28 protein-coding genes are annotated in these 26435 nt (G+C 66.3%); 15 read left to right on the forward strand and 13 right to left on the reverse strand.

Features of this window, described 5'->3' with window-relative positions; genetic code table 11:
• The first annotated feature begins 48 nt into the window (after positions 1-48).
• The 4 genes from BM310_RS06265 (at position 49) to BM310_RS06280 (ending at position 2947) form a co-directional block, all read left to right on the forward strand.
• Positions 49-1128, forward strand: coding sequence for a glucose 1-dehydrogenase (locus BM310_RS06265; RefSeq protein WP_089805658.1), 1080 nt, complete (start codon positions 49-51; stop codon positions 1126-1128).
• Positions 1112-1753 carry a transcriptional regulator GfcR gene (gfcR, locus tag BM310_RS06270; RefSeq protein ID WP_089805660.1) on the forward strand — a complete coding sequence of 214 codons (642 nt, stop codon included), beginning with the start codon at positions 1112-1114 and terminating at the stop codon, positions 1751-1753. The genes BM310_RS06265 and gfcR overlap by 17 nt, the downstream gene beginning before the upstream one ends.
• Before the next feature lie 67 nt (positions 1754-1820).
• Complete coding sequence (locus BM310_RS06275; protein WP_089805663.1) at positions 1821-2162, forward strand: glutaredoxin family protein; 342 nt, start codon at positions 1821-1823, stop codon at positions 2160-2162.
• A 218-nt stretch (positions 2163-2380) separates the two neighbouring features.
• Complete coding sequence (locus tag BM310_RS06280) at positions 2381-2947, forward strand: DUF7110 family protein (RefSeq protein ID WP_089805665.1); 567 nt, start codon at positions 2381-2383, stop codon at positions 2945-2947.
• A gap of 88 nt (positions 2948-3035) precedes the next feature.
• Here BM310_RS06280 and BM310_RS20880 read toward each other — a convergent pair whose 3' ends face one another.
• Positions 3036-3440 carry a hypothetical protein gene (locus BM310_RS20880; RefSeq protein WP_143105117.1) on the reverse strand — a complete coding sequence of 135 codons (405 nt, stop codon included), beginning with the start codon at positions 3438-3440 and terminating at the stop codon, positions 3036-3038.
• 597 nt (positions 3441-4037) lie between these two features.
• Between BM310_RS20880 and BM310_RS06285 the strand changes: the two genes are divergently transcribed.
• Positions 4038-5009, forward strand: coding sequence for a phosphoadenosine phosphosulfate reductase family protein (locus BM310_RS06285; RefSeq protein ID WP_089805667.1), 972 nt, complete (start codon positions 4038-4040; stop codon positions 5007-5009).
• Positions 5010-5239: 230 nt separating this feature from the next.
• Positions 5240-6193: a phosphoadenosine phosphosulfate reductase family protein gene (locus BM310_RS06290; protein ID WP_089805669.1), complete on the forward strand. Its 954-nt coding sequence runs from the start codon at positions 5240-5242 to the stop codon at positions 6191-6193.
• Positions 6194-6196: 3 nt separating this feature from the next.
• Here the strand turns inward: BM310_RS06290 and BM310_RS06295 are convergent, their stop codons facing one another.
• The gene (locus BM310_RS06295; protein WP_089805670.1) at positions 6197-7354 is read right to left on the reverse strand and encodes a right-handed parallel beta-helix repeat-containing protein; all 1158 of its coding nucleotides are present in this window, start codon (positions 7352-7354) and stop codon (positions 6197-6199) included.
• A gap of 195 nt (positions 7355-7549) precedes the next feature.
• Positions 7550-8479, reverse strand: a complete 930-nt coding sequence (locus BM310_RS06300; protein WP_089805672.1) for a winged helix-turn-helix domain-containing protein — start codon at positions 8477-8479, stop codon at positions 7550-7552.
• A gap of 110 nt (positions 8480-8589) precedes the next feature.
• Between BM310_RS06300 and BM310_RS06305 the strand changes: the two genes are divergently transcribed.
• Positions 8590-9309 carry a diphthine--ammonia ligase gene (locus tag BM310_RS06305; RefSeq protein WP_089805674.1) on the forward strand — a complete coding sequence of 240 codons (720 nt, stop codon included), beginning with the start codon at positions 8590-8592 and terminating at the stop codon, positions 9307-9309.
• A 29-nt stretch (positions 9310-9338) separates the two neighbouring features.
• Here BM310_RS06305 and BM310_RS06310 read toward each other — a convergent pair whose 3' ends face one another.
• Entirely contained in the window at positions 9339-10298 is a 960-nt protein-coding gene (locus BM310_RS06310; protein WP_089805676.1) for a sugar phosphate nucleotidyltransferase, read from the reverse strand.
• A gap of 187 nt (positions 10299-10485) precedes the next feature.
• On the opposite strand from BM310_RS06310, the gene BM310_RS06315 reads away from it, so the two are divergent.
• Positions 10486-10788 (forward strand): transcriptional regulator, encoded by a 303-nt coding sequence (locus tag BM310_RS06315; RefSeq protein WP_089805678.1) that lies wholly within the window; start codon positions 10486-10488, stop codon positions 10786-10788.
• A 41-nt stretch (positions 10789-10829) separates the two neighbouring features.
• On the opposite strand, the gene BM310_RS06320 is transcribed toward BM310_RS06315, so the two are convergent.
• The 9 genes from BM310_RS06320 to BM310_RS06360 form a co-directional block, all read right to left on the reverse strand.
• The gene (locus tag BM310_RS06320; RefSeq protein WP_089805680.1) at positions 10830-11528 is read right to left on the reverse strand and encodes a type 1 glutamine amidotransferase domain-containing protein; all 699 of its coding nucleotides are present in this window, start codon (positions 11526-11528) and stop codon (positions 10830-10832) included.
• 86 nt (positions 11529-11614) lie between these two features.
• Positions 11615-12922, reverse strand: coding sequence for an ABC transporter ATP-binding protein (locus tag BM310_RS06325; RefSeq protein WP_089805682.1), 1308 nt, complete (start codon positions 12920-12922; stop codon positions 11615-11617).
• The gene (locus tag BM310_RS06330; protein WP_089805684.1) at positions 12919-14007 is read right to left on the reverse strand and encodes an ABC transporter ATP-binding protein; all 1089 of its coding nucleotides are present in this window, start codon (positions 14005-14007) and stop codon (positions 12919-12921) included. Before BM310_RS06330 ends, BM310_RS06325 begins: the two co-directional genes overlap by 4 nt.
• Position 14008: 1 nt before the next feature.
• On the reverse strand, positions 14009-15202 hold the full coding sequence (locus BM310_RS06335) for an ABC transporter permease (RefSeq protein WP_089805686.1): 1194 nt from the start codon (positions 15200-15202) through the stop codon (positions 14009-14011).
• Positions 15202-16170, reverse strand: coding sequence for an ABC transporter permease (locus tag BM310_RS06340; RefSeq protein WP_089805689.1), 969 nt, complete (start codon positions 16168-16170; stop codon positions 15202-15204). The genes BM310_RS06335 and BM310_RS06340 overlap by 1 nt, the downstream gene beginning before the upstream one ends.
• A 60-nt stretch (positions 16171-16230) precedes the next feature.
• Entirely contained in the window at positions 16231-18123 is a 1893-nt protein-coding gene (locus BM310_RS06345) for an ABC transporter substrate-binding protein (protein WP_089805690.1), read from the reverse strand.
• A gap of 150 nt (positions 18124-18273) precedes the next feature.
• On the reverse strand, positions 18274-18840 hold the full coding sequence (gene hpt / locus BM310_RS06350) for a hypoxanthine/guanine phosphoribosyltransferase (RefSeq protein ID WP_089805692.1): 567 nt from the start codon (positions 18838-18840) through the stop codon (positions 18274-18276).
• A gap of 106 nt (positions 18841-18946) precedes the next feature.
• Positions 18947-19345, reverse strand: a complete 399-nt coding sequence (locus tag BM310_RS06355) for a hypothetical protein (RefSeq protein ID WP_089805694.1) — start codon at positions 19343-19345, stop codon at positions 18947-18949.
• 266 nt (positions 19346-19611) lie between these two features.
• On the reverse strand, positions 19612-19956 hold the full coding sequence (locus BM310_RS06360; protein WP_089805697.1) for an ArsR/SmtB family transcription factor: 345 nt from the start codon (positions 19954-19956) through the stop codon (positions 19612-19614).
• Positions 19957-20139: 183 nt separating this feature from the next.
• Between BM310_RS06360 and mbhE the strand changes: the two genes are divergently transcribed.
• The 7 genes from mbhE to mnhG are packed head-to-tail and all read left to right on the forward strand — an operon-like array spanning position 20140 to position 26429.
• Entirely contained in the window at positions 20140-22554 is a 2415-nt protein-coding gene (gene mbhE, locus BM310_RS06365) for a hydrogen gas-evolving membrane-bound hydrogenase subunit E (protein ID WP_089805698.1), read from the forward strand.
• The gene (locus BM310_RS06370; protein WP_089805700.1) at positions 22551-23054 is read left to right on the forward strand and encodes an MnhB domain-containing protein; all 504 of its coding nucleotides are present in this window, start codon (positions 22551-22553) and stop codon (positions 23052-23054) included. Before mbhE ends, BM310_RS06370 begins: the two co-directional genes overlap by 4 nt.
• The gene (locus BM310_RS06375) at positions 23051-23392 is read left to right on the forward strand and encodes a sodium:proton antiporter (RefSeq protein WP_089805702.1); all 342 of its coding nucleotides are present in this window, start codon (positions 23051-23053) and stop codon (positions 23390-23392) included. The genes BM310_RS06370 and BM310_RS06375 overlap by 4 nt, the downstream gene beginning before the upstream one ends.
• On the forward strand, positions 23389-25119 hold the full coding sequence (locus BM310_RS06380; RefSeq protein ID WP_089805704.1) for a complex I subunit 5 family protein: 1731 nt from the start codon (positions 23389-23391) through the stop codon (positions 25117-25119). The genes BM310_RS06375 and BM310_RS06380 overlap by 4 nt, the downstream gene beginning before the upstream one ends.
• On the forward strand, positions 25116-25685 hold the full coding sequence (locus tag BM310_RS06385) for a Na+/H+ antiporter subunit E (RefSeq protein WP_089805706.1): 570 nt from the start codon (positions 25116-25118) through the stop codon (positions 25683-25685). Before BM310_RS06380 ends, BM310_RS06385 begins: the two co-directional genes overlap by 4 nt.
• Positions 25675-25977 carry a monovalent cation/H+ antiporter complex subunit F gene (locus BM310_RS06390; protein WP_089805709.1) on the forward strand — a complete coding sequence of 101 codons (303 nt, stop codon included), beginning with the start codon at positions 25675-25677 and terminating at the stop codon, positions 25975-25977. The genes BM310_RS06385 and BM310_RS06390 overlap by 11 nt, the downstream gene beginning before the upstream one ends.
• The gene (gene mnhG / locus BM310_RS06395; protein WP_177232544.1) at positions 25974-26429 is read left to right on the forward strand and encodes a monovalent cation/H(+) antiporter subunit G; all 456 of its coding nucleotides are present in this window, start codon (positions 25974-25976) and stop codon (positions 26427-26429) included. Before BM310_RS06390 ends, mnhG begins: the two co-directional genes overlap by 4 nt.
• Positions 26430-26435: the final 6 nt, after the last annotated feature.

Genomic DNA, 26435 nt, shown 5'->3' on the forward strand with positions numbered 1-26435 from the left:
CTCATGATAGAATAAATCTTTTGGTGGGGTGGGTACTACCGACAGTACATGAGAGCTATCGCAGTGAAGAAGGGGGAGAGACGACCGGTCCTCGTTGACAAGCCGCGGCCGGACCCGTCGGCGGGTCAGGCCCTCGTTCGCACCCTCCGCGTGGGCGTCGACGGAACCGACCACGAGGTCATCTCCGGGGGACACGGGGGGTTCCCCGAGGGAGAGGACCACCTCGTCCTCGGTCACGAGGCCGTCGGGGTCGTCGAGGACCCGAACGGGACCCGCTTCGAGGCCGGCGACGTGGTCGTCCCGACGGTCCGGCGCCCGCCGAACGGCGGCAACGAGTACTTCGAGCGTGGCGAACCCGACATGGCGCCGGAGGGGATGTACCACGAACGCGGAATCGTCGGCGACCACGGCTTCATGGCCGAGTACTTCGTCAGCCACGAGGACTACCTCGTGAAGGTTCCCGAGGCGATGGCGGACCTCGGCTTCCTCGTCGAACCCGTCTCCATCGCCGAGAAGGCAGTCGAACTCGCGTACGCCTCGCGGTCGAGTTTCACGTGGGAGCCCGAGTCGGCCATCGTCCTCGGTAACGGCAGTCTCGGCCTCCTGACGCTGGCGCTTCTGCGCGACAAACTCGACTACGAACGCCTCTACTGCCTCGGCCGCCGGGACCGGCCGGACCCGACCATCGACGTGATGGAGGAACTCGGCGCGACGTACGTCGACTCCCGGCAGACGCCCGTCTCCGCCGTCGCCGACGAGTTCGAACCGATGGACTTCGTCTTCGAGGCGACGGGGTACGCGAAGCACGCCTTCGAGAGCATCTACGCGCTGGCACCGAACGGCGTCGCCGCCCTCCTCGGCGTCCCCGGGTCGTGGGAGTTCGAGGTGGACGGCGGCGAGATACACCGGGAGATAGTGCTGCACAACAAGAGCGTCGTCGGCAGCGTCAACTCCCACGTCAAGCACTTCGAGTCGGCGGTGGACACCCTCGCGGAGTTCCCCGAGTGGTTCACCGACGCACTCGTCACCGGCGTCTACGACTTGGACGAGTTCGCGGCGGCATTCGAAGACGACGACACCACTATAAAAACCGCCGTACAATTCAGCACGTATGAAGAACGTCGATGACCTCATCGCGAGTGCGGCCGAACTCGCGGACCGAGGTCTGTCGAAAGGTGAGATCGCCGACGAACTGAACGTCTCTCGCGAGACGGCGAGTTGGCTCGTGGACCGAAGCGGCGCGTCGAGTCCCGAGCAGACGGACGACGCCGGCGGGACGAGCGGTCCGCAGGACATCCACGTCGACTGGAGCGCCATCGGCCGGGACTCCAAGCGCATGGGGTACATCGCCCACGCGATGGCCGACCTGTTGCAGAAGGAAGGCGAGGACGTGGACCTGACCATCGGCATCGAGAAGGCCGGCGCACCCCTCGCCACCGTCGTCGCGCGGGAACTCGACACGGACCTCGGGTCGTACGCGCCCGCGAAACACCAGTGGGACGAGGGCGACATCGACGAACTCGGCGGGTCGTTCTCGCGCAACTTCGCGCAGATTCGCGACCGGGAGTGCTACGTCGTGGACGACACCGTCACCTCCGGCACGACGATGACGGAGACCATCGACGCCATCCGCGAGGAGGGCGGCGAACCGGTCGCCTGCGTCGTCATCGTGGACAAACAGGGACTCGAAGACATCGACGGCGTCCCCGTCTACTCGCTCATCGACGTGGTCGGCGTCGGCCGCGAGTCGTAGCGCTCCGGCCCTCGCCTCGGCCTCCTGCGACGCAACCCCTTTGTCGCGTCGTCGCCTACCCCGGGACATGACCTTCGAACCCGGGAACGACCTGTCCGAAGCGGACGTTCGAGAGCGAGTCGAGGAACTCATCGAGTCGAACGACGTCGTGTTGTTCATGAAGGGCAACCAGTTGATGCCGCAGTGCGGCTACTCCGCGCGCGCCCTCGAACTCATCGGCAAGCACCGCGAGTCGTTCGAGACGGTGGACGTGCTCCCCGCCCTCGACGCCTACCGCGCGGCCCTGAAGGAACACAGCGGCTGGGAGACCATCCCGCAGACGTACGTGGACGGGGAGTTCGTCGGCGGGAGCGACATCCTCTCGGAACTGGACGAACGCGGCGAACTCGGCGAGACGCTGTCCGCCTGAGACGAGGATTCGACGCCCACGACAGACGCTGAGGCGACCGAAAACACCTTCAGACGCCCCGGAACCGAAGCCCCGTCCGGCGGCGTTCGGAACGACTTCTATTTCGACTCGATACACCGAATCAAAGAGTAGGCCATATATGTTCGCAGGCCCTACATGCACACAGGTATCGACGTCGCGCCGCCGCGCGTCACAGCACTCCGATACTGTTTCCAACAATGTCAGGCCGCGTATACCGACTTCATTCGACGCTCGAACTGCCACTGGAAGATGTCATGGAGTACTTCGAGAACGACCCCGACCTCCCGCCGGAGGTCGAGGACGTAGAGGTGACCCGCCGGAACAACACGCTCATCCTCAAGGCCGTCGCGGCCGACGACAATCTCAGCAAGTACACTCCGACGGCGCAGCTCAAAGCGAGCGTCACGGAGAACCGCGTCTACGAGGAAGAACCTCCGCGTGCGGGTGCCCCGAAGTGGGGCGAAGAGGAGGAGGAGATTCCCTCCGAACTCGTCGAGTTCGCCTGCTTCAAAGGCGACCGCGAGACGGTTCTCCAGAACACCGCCCTCCAGTACCCGATGTTCCTCGTACTCACGGAGATCGCCAAAATCTCCGAGAAAGGGACGCTCACCGCCATCACCGAGGCGGACGGCGACCTGCACGCGACGCGTATCGTCGAGGGGGAAGAACGACCGGCGAGCATCGAGGTCGTCGAGAACCCCTCGAAGGGCGGGTCCGGCGGCGGCGGCGTCAACTGGCGCGACAACAAGTTCATCAGCGACTGACGGGACGTAGGCGCTAAACACTTAGCCACTACAGTTTACGGCCGTGTCTGCTTCTCATACCCTATTCAGTAGTTTGTGCAGATTCTGTTCATTCTCTGCTCTCCTGTTCTCGTAGTGCGACAAAATCGGAAATGAGGTATTCTGCGAAGTATCGTTTGTAGGAATAGGCAGTATAGCCGAATAACAAAGCCCCTGCTATACAGAGTGGAATAACGACTTCCATGAAATCTGCATAACTAGGGAAGTACAGGAGGTACTTCGGTGGTCTGGCAATCGTTCCGTTTTGTCGGAAGTAAAAATGAATGGCGTAAAGAACTGGAAGGCCAGTCAGGAGTACAAACATACTTCGAGCGAAAGAGAAGATCGATTGAAACATTCTTGACCGACCCACCTCACTATTGTAGATGTAGCTCTGAACAAGTGGATACAACTCACTCCACTTCTCTGTGCAAACCTCACTCCCGATATCTATGAAGGCTGGGTCTCTGAACATCAGACTACATTCTTCTTTAAACAAACTGACTACTCGCTGGTCTACATCAGAAATTTGACTTAGAAAGTGGTCCCGGTGACTGCTTGAGAAACGCGTTCTCCCGGCAACGGATTCTAGCCACGCTGCGAACCCATGAAGTGCCTGCCCAAAAACGAACGCAAATACCAGCACTGGTACTATTGCGCCTACAACGCTAATATTGATTGGTTTTGGGAGTAATAAATAAAACCCCATCAGCGTCGCCAGTCCGGGGACAAAGACGCTAAAGAAATCGTAGTGTGAGAACAACCGGAATGGACGAGGCATCGTGACTGTAGAATGATATTATATTCGTTATAGTTGTGTCGCTTTTAAACGTTTCCAGAGCTACGAATCGCCTCTCAGGTTGGCGACTTAATGCCTTCCGTTGGTCGTTCAGAACAGGTGCTTCGCAGACTCCTGAACCACCATTCAATCCGACTTATTACAGTTGAACGTGCAGGATTATTAATGTCGAATCCATGATTCTCATTCGGGATTGCTACCTCATGGCGGTCACTCCCACGGCGTGCGCAGGGCAAAAGACACTTTACCCCGCTAATTAGATGTAATTACTGTATGGCAGAAGGCTTCCCCGACTATCTCGACGTCGACTACAGCGACGGCGAAGGAGAGACTCCCGAAGACTATCCGAGCATCCAGCACAAGATAGAGAAGGCCATCGAAGTCACGAAGAAGGGCCTCGAAGAGTACGAGAACCCCGTCGTGATGTGGACCGGCGGGAAGGACTCGACGCTCTGCCTCTACTTCATCAAAGAGGTCGCCGAGAAACACGGCTACGACGTGCCGCCGGCGGTGTTCATCGACCACTACCAGCACTTCGACGAGATTCACGACTTCGTCGACAAGTGGGCCGACGAGTGGGACCTCGACGTCATCTACGCCCGCAACGAGGACGTGGGCGCGTACGTCGACGAACACGGACTCGAACCGGGCGACGACATCCCGGTCGACGAACTGTCCGAGCACAACCAGCACCACATCCGCAACCTGCTGGAGTACGAGGACGACACGTTCCCGTTCCTGCTGGACACGTACGTCGGCAACCACCTCCTGAAGACGGTGGCGCTGAACGACGCCCTCGAAGAGTACGACGTCGACGGCGTCATCTCCGGCGTCCGCTGGGACGAACAGGAGGCGCGCGCGGACGAGACGTTCTTCTCGCCGCGTCACGACCCCGACATCTACCCGCCGCACGACCGCGTCCAACCCATCCTCCAGTTCGACGAAGCGTCGGTCTGGCAGGCCTTCTGGAACTTCGTCGTGCCGGACACCGTCGAGGACTTCCCCGAGGACGGCTACGTCCCGCAGTCGGCCGAGGACCTGCCGAACGGTCTGACGCAGGACGACATCCCCGTCTCGCCGAAGTACTTCGCCGGCTTCCGGTCGCTCGGCAGCGAAGTCTCGACGGACAAGACCACCGAGGAACCGGCGTGGCTGCAGGATATGGAGAACACGACCGAGCGCGCGGGCCGCGCACAGGACAAAGAGGACCTGATGGAACGCCTGCGCGACCTCGGCTACATGTAACTCGGCGGCACGCTTCCGGCACCCGCCGGCGTCCGTTCGGTCGGACGTGACGTGCGTGCGCCGACTCGCCCGCAGAACAGACGTTCTCGAAGCCCAGACCGTCGCGGTTCGCCGACTGCAGCGACGTGGTCGGTCGATTTTTCTTCGAGAGTCGCGGCCGACGCGACTGACCCGTGCGAACAGATAGCCACGCAAAGGTAGATATCGTGGTCGCGCGATATACGTTCACGATGTCTTCCACGTTCCCCTCGTACGTCTCGCTCGATTACGACGCCGGCCGCGGCGAGAGCGCCGCCGACTACCCGACGCTCGAAGACAAGATTGCCAACGCCGCCGAGGTGACCCGGCAGGCACTCGAACAGTACCGCCGCCCCGCGGTCATGTGGACCGGCGGGAAGGACTCCACCGTCGTCCTCTACGTGGTCCGCGAAGTCGCCGCCGAGATGGGCGTCCCGGTGCCCCCCGTCGTCTTCATCGACCACTTCGAGCACTTCCCCGAGACGGTGGCGTTCGTCGAACGCTGGGCCGAGGAGTGGGACCTCGACCTCGTCTTCGCCCGCAACGAGGACTTCGTCCGCCTCGACGCCAGTCCGGGCGACGAGATTCCCCTCGCGGACCTCTCGGAGACGAACCGCCGCGAACTCGAACGCCTCGACTACGAGGGCGACACGCTCACCCTCGACGCCGACACCTTCGAGGGCAACCACCTCCTGAAGACCGTCGCGCTCAACGACGTCATCGCGGACCGCGGGTTCGACGGCATCTTCTCGGGCGTCCGCTGGGACGAACAGGAGTCCCGCGCCGAGGAGACGTTCTTCTCGCCGCGCCACGACTCCGAGAAGTACCCCCCGCACGACAGAGTCCACCCCATCCTCCAGTTCGAGGAGGCGGACATCTGGGCCGCGTTCTGGGAGTTCATCGTCCCCGACGCCGCGCCGGGCTACCCCGTCGGTCACGTCCCCGAGAGCACCGACGACCTGCCCGAGGGGGTCGCGGCGACGGACATCCCCGTCTCGCCGAAGTACTTCGAGGGCTTCCGGTCGCTCGGCACCGAGTCCGGGTCGGCGAAGTCCGACGACCGGCCCGCGTGGGTCCAGGACCTCGGCGCGAGCACGGAACGCGAGGGGCGCGCGCAGGACAAGGAGGACCTGATGGGCCGCCTCCGGGACTTGGGCTATATGTGACGCTCACGAACAGGCGGCCGTCGCAGGGTCGTACGACCACGCCGGTCCGGTCGGTTCGACGACGGGCGCGCCGCCGCTCGACCGTCCGGACTCTCCCAGCGCGTCGCCGAACGCCACGGCGACGTCGGACCCGACGAACGAGACGGATGACAGCCCGTCGGTGAGTGCCGCGACCCGGTTGTCGGTCGACCCGTCCCGCATGTAGACGACCCACCCGCCTCCGCCCTCAACGGAGACGTTCTCCGCGCAGTTCTCGCTCGACGCGTACAGCCAGAGGTCGCTCGGCGCGTCCAGTACCGGCCGACGTCCGGTCGTTCCGCCGACCCGAACGTCCCGGATGCGGTTCCCGTCCGACCGCACGAGTCCGACGCCCGCGAACTCGTTCCGCTCGGCCACGAGGCCGGTCACCGCGACGCCGTGCGAGTCCATCAGCAGGAGGCCGACGCCGTTCGCCTCCGCGCGGGAGGAGTCGAGAGCGACCCCGTCCGACTCCGCCACGAGCAATCCGTCGCCGTCGTTGCCGCGCGCGCGGACTCGCGTGAGACGACCGTCTTCGACGGATTCGAGGACGACGCCGGCGACCAGACCGTCCTCCACCGTCGTGTCGGCGACGACGACGCCCGTCGAATCTCGGACGACCACGCCGTCTTCGGCGCTCCCGACGACGACCGAGTTGGTCACGAAGACGTCCCCCGACGACGTCACGAGAATTCCCGTGGCGACGTCTTCGGCGCCGACGCCGCTGATACGCACGTTTTCGGCGTTCGAGACGGAGACACCGACGTCGAGGCCGACGAACCGGACGTTCCGCACGGTCACGGCCGCGACGGGACGCCTCGACCCGACGCGGACGCCGACGCCGACGTGGTCGGGCGTCGGCATCGCGAGACGGACGCCCAACTCACGCAGGCCGTCGCTCGGCGTGATTTCGTGGCCGCCGCCGTCGAGGACGACGCCGTCGCTCTCTATCCGGAAGCAGTCGTACCTCTCGCTGACGACGTCCCGCGTGAGTTCGTACTCTCCGGGGTCCGTGATGGCCGTGCACGTCGTCACGAGCGCGGGACCGCGTTCGTAACCCGCCTCTCGCACCGATTCTGTGCCGACGCCGGCGACGAGTACCGACACGGCGAACAGCGCTGCCGCTATCTTGACTGTGAACATCGAATCTCCTCGGACGGTCCCGCGGTTACGAGCGACGCCCTCGGTACGGCCCCTGCGCGCGGTGCGGGAACAGGCCGGGTGGACACCCCTCCGTGCGGGCTTCCGTGCTTCGAGTTACGACCGCTGCGACCATAAGTGACAGCTGAATATTATTTCTGTCTACGAGACGAGTGAAACTCCCTTCAGTTCGAATGCTCACCCGTCGCCGGACTCGACCATCGAGTCGGCGTCGATGGCGAGCGTCTCGTCCGCGACGAGTTCGAGCGTCGCCGCGCCCGCGGTGTAGCGAACGCGGAACGAGAGCGGGCGCGTCGCGCGGAGTTCGGCGTTCGCGTCGACGCGTCGCGGGCGGAGCCAAATCGGAACCTCCTCGAGGTCGACGCCGTTGTCGCGGTGGAACGCCGCGACGCGGTCGTTGTGCGTGAGCAACACGTCGACCCGTTCGGACGCCCACAGGCCGCACACGTCGCACCGGAACCGGACTGCCAGCGCCTCGTACTGGGACGGGTCCGGTTCTCCGGCCCGTCGGTCGGCGTCGTCGTCGACGAGCGACACCGTCCCGTGCCCCGCACAGCGCGGGCACACGTCGTGTACGACCTGTTCGTATATCGGTCGGCTCCGACGGTCGAACGCGACCAGTACCTCCTGCTCCGTCCGATCGACGAACCCGCTCGGTGGAAACGGCGCCATCGAGTACCCGCGGCCGCAGTCGGCGCACTCGACGTAGAACAGTTCGTCCTCGTACCGGGCGCGGAGCGGTCCGCCGCAGTCCTCGCAGTCGCCGGTCGCCGGGAACGTCTTCGACTCGGCACCGGGGGTCAGTTCGCCCGAGACGACCGCCCAGACGACGTTCACACCCGCCATCCTGATGTCGTAGCCGTCGTCGGACTTGGTGACGTACGGTCCGACGAGTCGGTTGAGGTGGTAGGCGAACTGGCCCGGGTCGCGCATCCCGACCCGTGCGCGGAGCGTCGAGAACCCCAGCGGCCGGTCGTCGGACTCCCACAGTTCACGGAGGATTCGGAGCCGCGTCTCGCTCCCGAGGACGGCGAACGCGGCCGCTGGTTCGGGTCCGTCGGCGTCGGTGGTCTCGGGTTCGTCGGACGGCGACACGTCGTTCACCACTGCGAACCGGGACGCGCGCGACGGAGTAAACAGTACCGTCGCCGGGCGGGGCGTTCGCGACGCCCGACGAACCGGAGGCGATATACGAACCAGCGCTGTACGGTCCCCTGATGACCGAATCCGGCGACTGGGTCAGTCTCTTCTCGGGCGGAAAGGACTCCTCGTGGGCGCTGTACCGCGCGCTCGAAGCGGGCCTGAACGTCACTCGACTGCTCACCGTCCACCCCGGCGACGACTCCTACATGTACCACGTCCCGGCGACGCACCTCGCGGCACTCGCCGCCGAGAGCATCGGCATCGAACTCGTCGAGGTGACGCCCGACGACCTGGGGGCGGCGGAGGCGACGGACTCCGGCGACCAGGGCGACGCCGAACTGGAACCGCTCGAAGCGGCACTCGAAGACCTCGCCGCGGAGATGGACCTCGCGGGCGTCACCGCGGGGGCCGTCGAGAGCGAGTACCAGACGAACCGCATCCAGGGCATGTGCGACCGGCTCGGAATCGACCTGTTCGCACCGCTCTGGCAGGAGGACCCCCGCGAACTCGGCGTGGCCATGATAGACGCCGGGTTCGAGATACGCATCGTTCAGGTCGCCGCGCACGGACTGGACGAGTCGTGGCTGGGGCGGACGCTGGACCGCGACGCACTCGACGAGTTGGTCCGACTCAACGAGGAGTACGGCGTCCACGTCCTCGGCGAGGGCGGCGAGTTCGAGACGTTCGTCACCGACGGGCCGCACATGTCCCGCCCCGTCGAACTGGAGTACGAGACGGTGTGGGAGGGGACGCGCGGCCACCTCGAAATCACGGACGCGCGTCTCGGCGAGTAGGGTCGAGAAAGAACCGGGTCGTCGCTCGGCTATTCGAGGTGCGAGTGCGCGCCGATGAGGGCGTTCGAGAGGTCGAGGTTCTCGATGTGCGTGTCCTCGTCGACGATGGTGCCGCGGATGTCGGCGTCGCGGATGATGGAGTCGCGGAAGATGACCGACCGCTCCAGCGTCGAGTGCTCGACGACGCTGTTCTCCATCACGTAGACGTTCTCGCCGAGTTCGGAGTCCGTCACCGTCGCCGTGTCGTGGACGAAGTTCTCGCCGTCGAGGTACCACGACACCGCGTCGAGGTAGCTCTCGGCCGTCCCGATGTCGAACCACGCGCCGTCGAACGTGAACGCGTGCACGTCGCCGCGGTTCTGCAGCCACTGGAGGAACCAGCCGGGTTCGTCGGGGTTGTTGCCGTCTTCGAGGTACTCGTCGAACTTCGGCAGCGTCTCCGCCGGGAACGCGTAGCAGGCGATGGAGACGAGCGTGCTCTTGGGGTCGTCGGGCTTCTCCTGGAAGTCGACGACGCGGTCACCGTCGAGTTCGACCAGTCCGTACGACTTCGCCCGCTCCTTCGACCCCACGTCGTAGGCGGCGAGACACGGCGTCCCCTTCTCCTCGAAGAAGTCCACGAACTCCGCCACGTCGAACGAGAGGAGGTTGTCGCCGGCGATGACGACCATGTCCTCCTCGACGCCCTCGCGGTCGATTAGCTGTTCGAGCGCGCCGACGACGCCGAACTTCTCGTCCTCTGCGACCGTCTCCTCGACGGAGAGCGTCGGCTTCTCGAACGGCGAGTCGGCGAGGTACTCCTCGAACGTCTCCGCGAAGCGCTCGTTGGTGCTGACGAACACTTCGGAGATTCGGTCGTCCTCCTCCAAGTCCTCGAATATCACGTCGATAACCGTCTCTTCGCCCACCGGCAAGAACATCTTCGGCCGGTGCTTGGTGATGGGCCAGAGTCGCGTCGCGTAGCCTCCTGCAAGGACGACAGCCTTCATGCACGGAATGACTTACCGCGGTATCAAGTTCTTTTCCCATCTTCCCCAGTCGGTGATACGTTGTCTCGGATGCTGAAAGCCGTGTGAGAACGGGACACTTCCGGATGCAACCGTTCCCATCCCGAGCGTCCCGGCTCCGACCCATCGGAGGAGAACACATACACGTGATGGGCGCGTACGGCGGTGCATGTCGGAGTCGGACTCGGACGCGACGACGCGGCAGCGAATCGCCGACGCCCTCCGCGACGCCCCGCGGACTGCCTCGGACCTCTCGGAGACGGTCGGTATCCCCCGGTCGTCCGCGTACCACCACCTCAGACACGTCGCTCGGTCCGTCGACTCGGCCGACGACGACGAGCAGTTCCTCGTCGCGCCGCCGGAGTGCCGAGAGTGCGGGTTCTCGGCGTTCGACGACCCGGTGAACTACCCCTCGCGGTGTCCGGACTGTCGGTCCGAACGCATCGAAGAGGCCGTGTTCAAGATAGAGTGACCGACTCGGGGCCGCGTGCCGCCGAGTCGTCGGTACCGCGACTACGCTTCGAGTTCGACGCCCAGTTCTTCGAGTAGCGTCTCCGCGGCGGCGGCCGAGGACCCCGGCCCGCGCGCGGTGACGAGGTCACCGTCCACCGTGACGCTCGCGTCCTGGTCGAGTTCGGCGTCCCAGACGCCGCCGGCGGCCTTCACCTCGTCTTCGACCCAGTAGGGGAGTTTCCGCCCGTCGGGCATCAGGTCGTTCTCGTCGACGATGCCCTCCTCCCACTCGTTCGGGAAGCCGGTGACCTCGCGGTCCTCGACGAGGAAGCTCCCGTCCGCCTCGCGCGTGAACGCGAGGATGCCGACGGCGTGGCAGACGACGAGCGCCTTCCCCCGGTCGCCGCCGACGGCGCTCAGAAGCGCCTGTCGCACGTGGCGGTCCTGATTGACGTCCCACTCGGTACCGTGGCCGCCGGGGAGGACGACGGCGTCGTAGTCGGTGGCGTCCACCGCCGCGACCGGTTCGGGGTCGGCCAGTCGCTCGTCGTTCTCGTGTACCTCCAGCACCTTCTCGGACGTCTCCTCGCCCACCTCGTCGGGGTCAACGGAGCGTTCGTCTACGACGGGCTTTTCGCCCGTCGGCGTCGCGACGGTGACATCGACGCCCGCGTCCGAGAGCGTCGTCAACGGCTCGACGCACTCTTCGCCCCAGTACCCGGCTTCGCTGACGATGAACAGCGCTGTCGTTTCGGACATGCGTCCGCAGTACGGTCGCCCGCCGAAAAAGTGACGCGGCCCCGGCAGTTCGGCGCGGCTTCTCGCCGCCGCGGACGCGGCCGGACTCAGTCGCTCGTCGAGGGCGTCGAGACGGACTGCGTCTCGTCGACGAGGTGGCACGACGCCGTGTGACCGGCGGGCGTCCGTCGGAGTTCCGGCGCCGTCGTCTCGCACACCGTCTCGAACTCCTCGGCGAGGAGGGCCCGCGCCTCCGACTGGTCGCCGTTCGCCAGCAGTCCGAGCGCTTCGGACAGTACGGACTCCGCGCGGGCGTCAGACAGGCTGTCGGGGATGTCGAACTCGCGGCGAACCTCGCGCTCGATTCGCTCCGTCGGGACCGACTCGGGCGACTGGTCGGTCTCGCTGGCGACGAACTCGCGGACCGCCGCCGCGTCGACGCCGTCGCGGGCGAGGCGGCCGCGGAGGTCCATCACCGACCGCCACGCCTCCTGTTCGAACTCGTAGTCGTCCGGCGGGATGACCTCCGGACACCGCGTGTGGAAGCGACACCCCGACGGCGGGTTCGACGGACTCGGCACGTCGCCGGTGAGTTCGATGGCGCTGCCGCGCTTCGTCGGGTCGGGTTGCGGAATCGAGGAGAGCAACGCCCGCGTGTACGGGTGTTGCGGGTTCTCGAACAGGTCCCCCGTCCGGGCGAACTCGACTATCTCGCCGAGGTACATCACGGCCACGCGGTCGCATATCTCGCGGACGACCGAGAGGTCGTGGCTGATGAACAGCATCCCCAGTCCGAACTCCTCCTGCACGTCCTTCATCAGCGAGAGAATCTCGGCCTGAATCGACACGTCCAGCGCCGAGACGGGCTCGTCTGCGACGATGAGTTTCGGGTTCAACACCAGCGCGCGGGCGAGAGCGATGCGCTGTTTCTGCCCGCCGGAGAACTCGTGCGGGTAGCGGTCGATGTCGCCGGCGGAGAGGCCGACGCGTTCCAGCAGGTCCTCGACGATGCGCCGGCGGCGTTCGCGGTCACGCATCCCGTGGACGGTCAGCGGTTCGGCGACGGACTCGCCGATGGACATCCGGGGGTCGAAACTGGACGTCGGGTCCTGGAATATCATCTGCGCCTCGCGGCGGAACCGCTTCAGTTCCGCGTCGTCGTAGCCGGTGATGTCGCGCCCCTCGAACAGCACCTCGCCGTCGGTCGGTTCCTCCAGGCGGAGCAACGACGTGGCCGCCGTGGACTTTCCGCACCCCGACTCGCCGACCAGACCGACCGTCTCGCCGCGGTCGACGGCGAAGCTGATGCCGTCCACGGCGCGGACGTTCCCCACCTGTCGCTTCAGCACGCCCTCGGTGATGGGGTAGTGTTTCTTCAGGTTCCGCACCTCCAGCAGGGGGGCGTCGGCGCTCATCTGTCGTCACCTCCCCGTTCGCGCTCGGTAGCGGGGCCGTCCGCCCCGCCGTCCGCGCGCGCACCGCCGACGGCGTCGGACCCGTCGTCGCCGAGGACGACGGCGGGGTCCGCCCCCGGTTCGAAGTGGACGCACGAGACGGTGTGGTCGCCGCTCTCGACGGCGTACATCGGCGGTTGCTCGCCGGCTTCGCAGTCGCCGACGGCGTGCGGGCACCGGGGGTGGAACCGACAGCCGTCGGGCGGCGACGTGGGGGAGGGAAGCGACCCGCCGATGGCCTCCATCCGTTCGCCGCGGCCGGGCAGACACTCCAGGAGCGCGCGCGTGTACGGGTGCGAGGGATTCTCGAATATCTCGTACACGTCGCCCTCCTCCATCACCTTCCCCGCGTACATGACGACCACGCGGTCCGCGACTTCGGCGACGACGCCCAGGTCGTGGGTTATCATCACGATGCCCGTGTCGAACTCCTCTTGAATCTGGTTCAGGAGGCGGAGAATCTGCATCTGGATGGTCACGTCCAGCGCCGTCGTCGGTTCGTCGGCGATGAGCAGGTCCGGGTTCGACGCCAGCGCCATCGCGATGACGACGCGCTGTTTCATCCCGCCGGAGAACTCGTGCGGGTAGTCGTCGACGCGACTCGTCGCGTCGGGGATGCCGACGCGGTCCAGCAGGTCGATGGTGCGTTCGCGCGCCTCGTCGTTCGTCACCGAGTCGTCGTGGAGTTGGATGGCCTCGCGGACCTGCCAGCCGACGGTGTAGACGGGGTTCAACGCCCCCTGCGGGTTCTGGAAGATGTGGCCGATGCGGCCGCCGCGGAGCGATTCGAGTTCGCGTTCGGACATCGACAGCACGTCCTCGCCGTCGAATCGCACCTCGCCGTCGACGATTTCGCCCGGCGGTTCCGGGACGAGTCGCGTGATGGACTCGGCGGTGACCGTCTTCCCGGACCCGCTCTCGCCGACCACGCACACCGTCTCGCCGCGGTCGACGTCGAGGCTCACGCCGTCCACCGCGCGTACCGTTCCGTCGTCCGTGTGAAAGTGCGTCTTGAGGTTCCGTATCGAGAGTAGTGGTTCCGTCATGTCAGTCCTCCGAGCGCGGGTCGAGCGCGTCGCGCAACGCGTCGCCGACGAAGTTGAGTGCCAGTACGGTCGTGAAGAGGAACACGCCGGGGATGGTCGATATCCACCACGCCGTGTCGATGTCGCTCCGGCCGGCGGCGATGACCTGTCCCCACGAGGGGATGGTCGGGTCGCCGAGGCCGAGGAACGAGAACGCCGCCTCGAACAGGATGAGGCTCGGGATGAGCAGGCTCGCGTTCGTGATGACGGTGTTCGAGACGTTCGGGACGAGATGTTTCCGGATGACCCAGAACTCGCTGGCTCCCGCGGACTGGGCGGCCTGGATGTACTCCTCCTCGCGTCGCTGCAGCGCCTCCGAGCGGACGAGTCGGGCGGTCGACCCCCAACTCGTGATGCCGAAGATGACGATGAGGAGGAACAGCGTGCCCCCGTACAGGTACAAGAGGAGCAGGTAGAGGAAGAACGTCGGGAACGTCAGCTGGATGTCCACGTACCGCATCAGCAGTTCGTCCACGAGACCGCCCGAGTAGGCGGCGACGGTGCCGACGGTGGTCCCGATGAGGACGATGATGAGCGGCGTGACGAGGCCGACTTCGAGGCTGACGCGCATCCCGTAGACGACGCTCTCCATGATGCCCTTCCCCTGTCCGGTCGTGCCGAGCGGGTACTGCCACGTCCCCTGACACATGCCGTCCGCGACGGGGCCGACGCAGGTGCCGACCGTCGACTGCGGCACCGAGAGGAACACCGGCGGCTGGTACGTCGCCAGCACGTTCAGTTCGGGCTTGGCGACGAACAGGGGGCCGACGAGTCCGAGTCCGAAGACGAGGACGAGGTAGACGCCGCTCACCACCGCGGCGCGGTTCTTCCGGAACTCCCGCCAGTAGCGCCGCGTCATCCGCGGGTTGTCGTACAGCGGGTAGGCGGCGTAGAACGTCACCGTGACGAGAGTGGCGACGAGGAGCCAGTCGAGTTGGGTCACGTCCCAGACGAACTCCCAGTCGAACGGCGTCGCCACGCTGACCGTCGGGTCGCCGCCCGAGACGAGGAAGTAGTCGTACGCCAAGACGAGCGCCAGCAGTCCCATCGAGACGAGGAAGCCGGCGCTCTGTGCGGTCAGCACGTCGAACCCCGAGCGCTGCAGGTCGTCCCAGTCGATGTCCTCGAACCGGTCCTGATAGTCTTCGGCCGCCATCACCGATCACCGTAGTCGATGCGGGGGTCCAGCACCGTGTACGCGAGGTCCTGAAACAGGTTGCCGACGATGGCGATGAACGTCGGGATGAGCACCGTCGCGAGGACCAGCGCCACGTCCTGCTGGAGGATGGCCTTGTAGCTCAACTGCCCGAGTCCCGGGATGCCGAACACCACCTCCACGAGGTACGAACTCACGAGGACGATGTTCAGGATGTCGCCGACGAGGATGGTCGAGAGGGGGACCAGCGCGGGCCGGAAGATGTGCCGCGTCACCCGACGCCAACTGTTCGCCCCCTTCGCCTTCGCCGTCTTGACGAACTCCGCGTTGACGTACTCCAGCGCCGTCGCGCGCGAGAAGCGCATCTCGCTGGCGATGGAGGAGAGCGTGACGACGAGCGTCGGGGCGACCAGTTGCCGGGCGTTCTCGAGCGAGAGCCACGGCACGTCGGAGTGGTAGTAGATGGGAATCCACCCCAACCACACCCCGAAGACGAGAATCATCAGGATGGCGAACCAGAAGTCCGGGATGCTGATGCCGAAGAAGGCGAACGCGGACGCCGCGTAGTCCTCCAGCGAGTTCCGGTGCGTCGCGGAGTAGAGGCCGATGGCGACGCCGAGGACGGTGGAGATGATCAGCGCGGGCGTCCCGTACATCACGGAGTACGGCCACGCCTCGGCGATGGCCTGCGTCACCGGCTGTGACCGCGTCTCGGACCACCCCCAGTCCAGCGTCGCCATGCCGACCATGTAGTTCGTGTAGCGCTCCCAGAGCGGTCGGTCCAGCCCTCTGGCCTTCTCGTACGATTCCTGTGCCTGTTCGAAGTCGCCGCCGGTCTGGACCTGTTCGGCGACGTACGACGCGGCCTGCGGGTCCGGAGAGGCCGCCATCAGCCCGAAGGTGAGAGACAGGATGATGAACGTCGCGACGACCGTCCACGCGAGGCGGCGAACGATGTACCACTTCATGGTAGTTTCGTGCTAGTCATTGGCAGAGATATTTCAAAAGAGCGCGCGGTGCGCCTTCGCTTACTGTTCGGCGAGGTACCAGGTCGAACTGTCCCAGCTCTCGAGGTAGTCGTACTCGTCCTCGGCGGGCATGCCCATGTAGTTCTCCGCGTACGCGTTCTTGTAGACGCTGAAGTTGAGGAAGTTCGCGGGCTGTTCCTCGCTCAGCGCACCGAATATCTCGGCGAACGCGTCCTGTCGCGTCTGCTGGTCGGTGGCGGTGCGCGCCTCCGAGTAGAGGTCGGCGATGGGCGCTTCGGGCTCGTAGCCGTAGAAGTTGAAGCCGCCGTCGGGCACCCAGAACACGTTGGAGCCGTCGGGGTTGATGGGGTAGGCGTTCAGCGCGACGCCGTACAGCAGGTCCCACGGCTCCTGCGACGTGGCCTCGGGACCGGCGTTGAAGCTCGGGGACCCCTCGCCGGTGGTGTTCAGCATGTACTTGTTCTGGAGCGTGTTGAACGGGCCGCCGTTCGTCGGCGTGACCGCGATGCCGATCTTGGCCAGTTCCTGCTTGAAGAACTCCGCGACGGTCTGGTTGTTCTGCGACCCCGCGCGGTAGACGAACGTGAGTTCGACCTGTTCGCCGTTCCCGTCGACGAGCGTGTCGCCGTCGTAGCCGTAGTCGGTGCCCGACAGGGCCTCCTCCATCATCGACCGCGCCTGCTCTGCGCCGTAGGAGTCGCCGACGCCGAACTGCTCGACCTGGTCCGTCAGATACCACGGCGACCACTCGGGCTGGAACGTCTGGGCGACGGTGGGGAACCCGCGGTAGATGTTCTCCGCGATGGCCGTCTTCGAGACGGCCGTCGAGAGCGCCCGCCGCACGTCCCGGTTCTGGAGCATCTCCCAGCCGTTGGGACGCTGGTTGTAGTACGTCATCCCGCAGAACGGGTTCGGCGGGAAGCGGAACTTGAGGTGGTCCATCCCCCGGAACTGCTCGACCTTCTGGGAGGGGACGTCTTCGAAGAAGGTGAGGTCGCCCTCCTTCAGCGAGGCGAGTCGCGTGGACTCCTCGGGGATGATCTGGAGTTCGTAGCGCTCGAAGTACGGCGCCTCGGCGAACCGCTCCGGGATGGCCTCGGACCCGGCCACCTCGCGGAGGTAGTAGTCCTCTGCGCGCGTCGCGACGAAGCGGGACTCGCGCTGCCACTCCTCGAAGTCGTACGGCCCGAGGTTCCCGGTGTACGACAGGGAGTTGAGCTCCTCGTCCTGTTTCAGCCCCTCGACGTCCTGATTCTCGACGTACGGTTGGACGAGGTCCTTCGGGAGACAGCGCCCGCCCCAGAACGCGGTGGAGGCGATGAACGCTGGCTCGGGTTCCGGCGTCGTCACCCGAATCGTCAGGTCGCCGGTCTTCTCTATCGTCAGGTCGTTCCAGTCGGAGTACTGGACGACGCCCGCCCAGTTCTCCTTCGTCTCGCTCTCCTCGGGCGACATCGCGCCGTAGAGGTTCTGCGCGGTGTACACCCAGTCCTCGGCGGTCAGCTGCCCGTACGGGTCGCTCCAGCGGAGGTTGTCGCGGAGGGTGAACGTCCACTCCTGCTTGTCCGTCTCGGAGTACGACTCGATCCACATCGGGACGACCTCTCCGATGGCCTTGAACTCGTGGGCGTAGTCCATCGTCGCGTCGACGAACTTCGCCGAGGAGGTGTCGCTGTGAAAGAGGAAGTTGACGGACTTCGCGTCGGTGGAGAGCGCCTCCCGGTACGTCCCGCCGACCGACCGACCGGAGTCGTCGGCCGCCTCGGTGTCGGCGTCCGTCGACTCGCTCGTCTCACCGCCGCCGCCCGTCGTCTCCGTCCCGGTCCCGTCTCCGTTCCCGGAACAGCCGGCGAGGCCCGCGGCGCCCCCCACGCCGAGCGCTTTGAGCCAACTGCGCCGATTGATTCGGTTGTCCGTGTTGTCGGATGGCATAGATTCCAAAAATAACCATCGACGCAAATAGCCTTCGGTTGGAAAAATTCGAAATTCACCCTTCGAACGGTGTTTATCCGGCGGTTTACGGCCGTGGTCGCCACTCCCGACGACTCGCCGCACGCGGCAAAAGAGCGCGGATTTCCCGCGTCAGTCGTCGCCGTCTTCGTCCACGATGACGACCTGACCGTCCTCGACCGTGACGTTGATGAGCGTCTTCACGTGGTGGTCCGTGTCGTCGAGTTCGTTCGGTCCCGCCTTCTTGATGACCGCGACGGTGTCGACGACGTTCGCGCCGGTGGACTTCAACGCGTCGAGGACCGCACACATCGTCCCGCCCGTCGAGAGGACGTCGTCGAGGACGAGCACCCGGTCGCCCTCCTTCACGTCGTTGATGAACATGTCGTTCTCGGAGTACCCGGTTTGCTGGCTCAACGAGACTTCGCCCTCGAGACCGTACTCGCGCTTCCGGATGACCACCAACGGGATGTCGGTCATCAGGGAGACGGCCGTGGAGATGTGGATGCCCATCGCCGCGGGCGTCACTATCTTGTCCACGTCTTCGAGGTCCGCCTTCCGGATGATCTTGATGACTATCTCGCGCAGGAGGCCCGGTTCGAGCATCGGCACCCCGTCGCTGATGGGGTGGACGAAGTACTCGTAGTCTCCCTTCTCGATGATTGGCGCTTCGAGGAGCGACTGCCGCAACTGGTCCATGTCGCCGGTTCATCGGGTCCGAAATAAAAGGTGGCGGTTCTGTCGCCCGTACACAGTCGACCACACGGGGCGTGACAGCGCGTCGCTCGGAGGACGGGACGGTCGCTCAGACGCTGAGCAGGCCCATCACGGCGCGGACGAGCGGTTCTTCGTCTTCGTCGGTGCTCACCACCAGGAGCATCCCGCGGCCGCCGCAGTACACCTGCAGCAGTTTCCGTCCGTCGAGCGTCCCCGATTTGTACTCGACCCGTTCGTGGGTCGGCCGAAGCCCCGCGAACAGTCCGTGGCGGACGAAGTCCTGCCGCATCTCCTCGGCGAGGTCCGAGAGTCGCTCGACGAGTGCGGTCCTGTCGTCGTACGACGCGGAGAGTTCGTCGCTGACGTGGAAGAGGTCGAACGCCGTCGCGCCGTAGACCGCGACGAGGTCGAGTGATTCGTCGGCGACCGACTCCAACGTCTTCACCGCGACGTTCCTGTCGGGACCGGGCCAGTTCGCGCTTTTCATCTGGGCTGGGTTGTGAATCATCCACTCACCCTCCCGTTCCGACGCGGGAGTCTCCCATCCCCCGAATCCACGCCTGGAACATTCATGCGATTCTGAATTAGCAGAATGTCACATAAAGCTATAGGTGATTTTTCACGCGAAGAAAAAACGCCCGCCGCACACCGCCGTGAACGCGCCGTCAGCGGCGGATTCGTCGCAATCGCGTGACGTGTCGCGCGTGCCCGAGCGGTGGTCCTCGCGGGCCCGTTCGCGTGTCCGGTGTTCGCTCACTCGCCGGGGACCTCTCGGGACGGCGGGTCGTCGACCGTCTCCTCGCGGTGGTCGACGCGCGTCCCGTACGCCCCGTCGCGGAGGGTGACGACGGCCCGGTGGAACGTCGCCTCGTAGCGCTTGTAGTGCGTTCCGTCGTCTTCGACGGTGGCGCTCGACGCCACGAGCCCGTGTTCGGCCAGTTTGTCCAGTCGCCGGTACACCGTCGGGAGTGAGAGGCCGTGTTCGTCGCCGAGTTCCTTCGCGGACCGGGGTCGCTCGCTCACCGAAGCGAGGATGTCCCGAGCGTCCCCGTCGCCGAGGACGTCGAGCAGGTGGTCGCCGTCCGTCTCGTCACCCATACAGATAGTCAGGATGGCGGTGACCCTATAGGCGTTTCTGTGGTGTCGCCCGGGTTCGCCCGCCCGTTCGGGCGCCGATTCCCCACGAGCCGTCTCTCTCGCTGACAGAACTGGCGGAGGGAGGCTCGGAACTTACGAGGTGGTTTGACAACACCTAAGTCCGGTCTCACCCGAGTTGGTTCCGTGCAACCGACACCGGAGGTTGTCCTCGCCGTAGTCTTCCTTCCGTTCGTCGCCGCGGCGCTCACCCCGGCCGTCTTCCGGGTTCTCGGAGAGCGAACCGCGTACTTCGCGGCGGCGACGGCGCTGGTCTGTTTCGGACTGGTGTCACAGCTGTATCTGGCGGGGGCACACGGAACCGTCTCGTTCGACTGGATTCCCTCGCTCGGGGTCTCGCTGGCGTTCTACGTGGACGGGTTGGCGCTCCTCATCGCCTTCCTCGCAAGCGGCGTCGGGGTACTCATCCTCACGTACTCCGGCGGCTACATGCACGGCGAACCCGGGCAGGCGAAGTACTACGCGACGCTGCTGGCGTTCATGGGGTCGATGCTCGGCGTCGCCCTCGCGAGCGACCTCGTCTCCCTGTTCGTGTTCTGGGAACTGACGAGTCTGTCGTCGTTCCTCCTCATCGGCCACTACACGAGCGAGGACGCCTCGCAGTACGCCGCGCGGAAGTCGATGCTCATCACCGTCTCGGGCGGCCTGTTCATGCTCGTCGGCTTCCTGCTTCTCGTCTGGGTGTCCGGACAGGTCCTCCCGGAGGCGACGTACAGCCTCCCCGTCCTGCTCGAGAACGCCGGTGCCATCCGCGCGGGTCTGGGCGAGGCGGGCCTCCTGATTCCGGCCCTCGTCCTCCTCGGCCTCGGGGCGGCGACGAAGTCCGCGCAGGTGCCGTTCCACATCTGGCTCCCGAACGCGATGGAGGCACCCACGCCCGTCTCGGCGTTCCTCCACTCCGCGACGATGGTGAAAGCCGGCGTCTACCTCGTCGGCCGGTTCCGACCGCTGTTCCTGAGCGAGGAGGCGGCGTACTTCGGCGAGTGGACGATGCTCTTCGCCGTCCTCGGCCTGCTGACGATGACCGTCGCCGCCGTGCTGGCGGTGGCGTCGACGGACATCAAGGAACTGCTGGCGTACTCCACCGCCTCCCACCTCGGCCTCATCGTCGCCGCGTTCGGCTTCGCCAACGAGTACGGCGCGGAGGCCGGCGCGTTCCACATCCTGAACCACGCGTCGTTCAAGGCGGCGCTGTTCCTCGTCGCGGGCATCGTCGCCCACGAGGCGGGGACGCGGAAGATAGCGGAACTCGGCGGCCTGCGGAAGCATCTGCCCGTGACGGCGGTCATCGCCGTCGTCGCGTCGCTGTCGATGGCGGGCCTCCCGCCGTTCAACGGCTTCTACTCGAAGGAACTGCTGTTCGAAGCGGCGTGGTACGCGGGGACGGACATCGGCGGCCTCGGCTACCTGTTCCCCGTCGTCGCCGTCCTCGGGAGCGTGTTCACGTTCCTCTACTCGCTCAAGTTCGCCTCGCTGTTCTTCGGCGACGAACCCGACGCCCTGGGGCACGTCCACTCGCCGCCGACGGTGATGCTCGTGCCGCCCGCGATACTCGCCCTGCTCGTCCTCGGCATCAGCGCGTCGGCGACGCTCGGACTGGGTCCCGAGACGCCTATCAACGCGTTCGTCGGCCACGTCTACGCGAGCGTCGCCGCCGGCGAGGCGCACGGGTTCTCCATCGGCTTCCCGACGAAGCTGACGCCGTACGTGGTGATGAGCGGACTCACTATCCTCGGCGGCGCCGTCACCTTCCCGTTCTACGACCGCCTGCACGACGGCATCAACGCGGCGCTCCGCGGGCCCGTGCGCGCGAACTGGTGGTACGACAACGGCGTCGAGGGCCTCTCGACGGCGAGCGTTCGGTCGATTCCGCACGCCCAGAACGGGCTGCTCCGCACGTACGCGACGTGGGGGCTCGGCGGCGTCACGGTGCTGGCGCTGGGCGGTTACCTCGCCGCGAGCGTCTCCCTGCCCGCCTTCACCGGGTTCGCCGTCACGCCCGCCATCTTCCTCGTCCTCCTCGTGGCCGTCGTCGGGGCCGTCGCGGTGGACATCGCGCCCTCGCACGTCGCGGGCGTCCTCACGCTCTCCATCCTCGGCTTCATGGTCGCCATCTTCTACATCCTCGCGGACGCGCCGGACCTCGCGCTGACCCAACTGGTCGTCGAGACGCTGGTGCTCGTCATCTTCCTCCTCGTCCTCAACCGCCTGCCGGCGTTCTACGGCGAGGTGAACCCCTCGCGGGCGATACGCGACGGCGTCCTCGCGGTGGCCGTCGGCGCGACGGTGTTCGTCACCGTCCTCGTCACGACGGCCGCCTCGCCCGCCGACCCCATCTCGGGCTTCCTCGCCGAACGCGCGGGCATCCCCGCCGAACACGGGCCGTTCTTCACGGACTACGGCGGCGGCGGCAACATCGTGAACGTCATCCTCGTGGACTTCAGGGCGTTCGACACGATGGGAGAGATTGCGGTCGTCGCGATGGCCGCGCTGGCCATCCTGACGCTCGTCCGTATGCGCGAACGGGGTGAGACGAAATGAGCGGACGCGACGTCGACAGTCGGCCGTACGACTACGAGGCCGACCGGCGAACGACGGTCATCGCGCGGATGGTGACGCGCATCGTCGTGCCGTTCATGCTCGTCACCGCCGTCGCCCTCCTGTTGCAGGGGCACAACCTCCCCGGCGGCGGGTTCATCGGCGGCGTCCTCACGGTGGCGGCGTTCGTCCTCATCTACGTCATCTTCGGCCTCGACTACGTTCAGACGGAGGTGCTGCGGCTGTCGCCCGACGAGAGCGGACACAGCCCCATCGAGACGTACCGCTGGCTGTTCGGCGGCGGGCTCGCGCTCGCCGTCCTGAGCGGCCTCGTCCCCATCCTCTTCGGGTACGAGTTCCTCACGCAGGGCGTGTGGTTCTTCAAGCACGTCCCGCTGTACGAGGAGTTCGAGGTGGCGAGCGCGCTGTTCTTCGACTTCGGCGTGTTCTTCACCGTCGTCGGCGCGCTGCTCACCGTCGCCGCGGAGGTGGGACGGGAATGACGCAGTTCGTCCTCGCGGCCGTCCTCGGCACCCTGTTCGCCCTCGGGACGTACCTCGTCCTGCGCCGGGACGTGGTCCGCGTCATCTGGGGCATCACCATCATCAGCCAGTCCGCCAACGTCTACCTCGTCACGATGGGCGGGCTGTCCGGGCTCGCTCCCATCACCGGCCACGGCGGGTCCGCCGAGTCGGTGAGCGACCCACTCGTGCAGGCCCTCGTCCTGACGGCCATCGTCATCGGCTTCGGGACGACGGCGCTGGCACTCGTCCTGACGTACCGCGTCTACGAGGAACACGGAACAATCGACATGTACGAACTCGGAGGTCACGGCGAATGAGTACGGTCGTCGTCGCACCGCTGTTGGTCGCCCTCGTGACGGCCATCGCGACGCTTCTGACGCGAACGAACGACGGCGTCAACCGGGCGGTGAGCCTGCTCGGCGGCGTCGGCTACCTCGCCGCCGCCGCGCTCCTGTTCCAGCGCGTCGTCCTCCCCCTCGGCTCTCCGGGGCGGACCGTCGTCTACCAGGTGGCCGACTGGCAGGCGCCGTTCGGCATCGTCCTCGTCGCCGACCCCCTGTCGGCGTTCATGGTCGCCCTCTCGGCCGTCGTGTCGCTGTGCGCGCTGACGTACTCCGTCCTCTACGTGGACAGCTTCGGCCAGCGACTCTCCTACCACCCGCTGTACCACTTCATGGTGGTCGGCGTCACCGGCTCGTTCCTGACGGGCGACATCTTCAACCTGTTCGTCTGGTTCGAGGTGATGCTGATGTCGAGCTACATCCTCGTGCTGTTCTACAGCGGTCCCGAACACACCCGCGCGGCGCTGAACTACGTCGTGCTGAACCTCATCGGCAGCGCGGTGATGCTGCTCGCCATCGGCGGCCTGTACGCCACGACTGGGACGCTGAACATGGCCGACCTGGCGCGCAGGCTGGCCGACCCGGCGACGTACGACGTCGCCGTCGCGCCGGTGCTGGGGCTGGCGGCCGTCCTCTTCTCCGTGTTCGCGCTGAAGGCCGGGCTGGTGCCGTTCCAGTTCTGGGTACCGGCGGCCTACCGCGCGGCGCCCGCACCGGTGACGGCGATGCTCGCCGGCGTCGTGAAGAAGGTGGGCGTGTACGCCATCGTCCGCCTCTACTTCACCGTGTTCGCCGCCGCGACGCTGCCGGTGTCGCTCCCGTTCGTCGCCGGCGACTCGATGCTCGCGTTCTTCGGTCCGGTGCTGTTCGTCATGGCCACCGCGAGCATCGTCCTCGGCGGTGTCGGCGCCGTCGGCCGCCCGGACGTCGACGAACTGCTCGCGTACTCCTCCATCAGTCAGGTCGGCTTCATCGTCCTGCCGTTCGCCGTGGCCGCGACGGCCGACTCGACGGCCGTCCGGACGCTCGGCGTCACGGCCGGACTCGTCTACGCGTTCAACCACGGCCTCGCCAAGAGCCTCCTCTTCCTCGCGTCGGGGACGGTACAGGAGGCGGTCGGCACCGCGCAGTTCGACCAACTCGGCGGGCTGGCCCGCCGCGCGCCCGTCCTCGCCGCCGCGTTCTTCCTCGGCGCGTTGACGCTCATCGGCGTACCGCCCCTCTCGGGCTTCTTCGGCAAACTGCTCGTCTTCCAGACGGCGGCCGACGCCCTCGCGGGCGGCGCTGCCGGCGCGAGCGCGGCCATCCTCGTCGCCCTCCTCGGGGCCGTCCTGACCATCGCGTACTACACGCGCGCGTGGAACGACGCCTTCTGGGGGACGCCCGGGTCGGCCGTCGAGGCGGCCATCCCGAGTCGGTGGGCCGGCCCCGTCGAAGTCGAGGCCGAGGAGGGGGCCGTCGCCGCCGGAAGCGGACGGACCGACGGCGGCGACGCCCCCGACGACGGACCGCCGACGAGTTTCGCGCTCACCGTCGAAGTCGTCGTCGTGGCGGCGATGGCCGTCACCGTCGTCGCGTTCGGCCTCGGCTTCGAGGCGGTGTACGTCTCGGCGACGGCCGCGGCCGAAGCGGCCCTCGACACCGGCGGCTACGTCGAGGCGGTCCTCGGGTCGGCCGCGGCGCTCTCGGGGGTGGTCGCGTGACCCGGCGCTGGCCGCTCACGGGACTGCTCTTGGCCGTCCTCTGGATATTCGTCCGCGGGGTCGAACTCGCCCCGCGCGCACTCGCGGAGGAGTTCCTCATCGGACTGCTCGTCGGGATGCTCGTCGCGTACTTCCTGCGCGGCTTCTACACCCCGCAGATCGGTCCCGCCCGCGCGGTGACAGTCGCTCCCTACGCGATTCTGTACCTGCTCGTGTTCGTCAAGGAACTCGTGACCGCCAACTGGGACGTCGCGCGACGGGTACTCGCGCCCTCGATGCCCATCGACCCGCGCGTCATCGAGGTGCCGCTTCGGGTCCGTTCGGACCTCGCCATCACGACCATCGCGAACAGCATCACCCTCACGCCGGGGACGCTCACCATGGACTACAACGCCGAGACGAACACGCTCTACGTGCACAGCATCGACGGCTCCGACCGCGACGCGCTGTTGGACCCGATACGAACGTGGGAGGACTACGCCCTCGTCATCTTCGACGAGGAGCTGAAACCGGGCGACCCGGTGCCGCAGTTGGAACCCGACGGAGGTGAGCGCGGTGGCGACTGAGACGCTCGCCGACGTGTCGCCGACGCTCGACCTCGTCGTGACCGCCGCCCTCGTCGTCAGCGCGGCGCTCACGCTCCTCGTCAGCTACCGCATCATCAAGGGACCGACCGTCCCGGACCGCGTCGTCGCGCTCGACGTCATCGGGACGAACGTCGTCGCCATCGCCGTCCTCTACGCGATGGCGACGCTGCAGGGCTTCTTCATCGACGTGAGCCTCGTGCTCGCCATCATCGGCTTCATGAGCACCGTCACCGTGGCGCGGTACGTCACGGAGGGGGACATCATCGAATGATTCAGTCACTCTCGACAGCGCTGGTTCCACTCGTCGCCGAGAGCGGAGGAGCGACCCACGCCGCCGGCCCGATACGGACGGCGCTCGTCGTCGCCCTCCTCGCCGTCGGGACGTTCTTCCTCATCGTCGGCACCGTCGGACTGCTCCGCCTGCCGAACGTCTACAACCGGATGCACGCCACCACGAAGTCGACGACGCTCGGGGCGGCCAGCATCGCGCTCGGCGGGTTCGTCTTCTACGGCCCGGGCGGCGACGGCCTGATGGCGCTCGTGACGGTACTGTTCCTGTTCCTCACGGCGCCGACCGGCGCGCACATGATATCGCGGGCCGCCCAGCGACTGGGCATCGTCTTCGAGGAGGAGGCGACGTGGCCCGTCGAACCGCCCGAGTCGGGGGCCGAATCCGCGTCCGACGACGCCGGGTCCGACGACGCCGCACCGAGCGACGACTGAACGGCG

Origin of the sequence: Halogeometricum rufum (assembly GCF_900112175.1) — an archaeon.
Classification (GTDB): Archaea; Halobacteriota; Halobacteria; order Halobacteriales; family Haloferacaceae; genus Halogeometricum; species Halogeometricum rufum.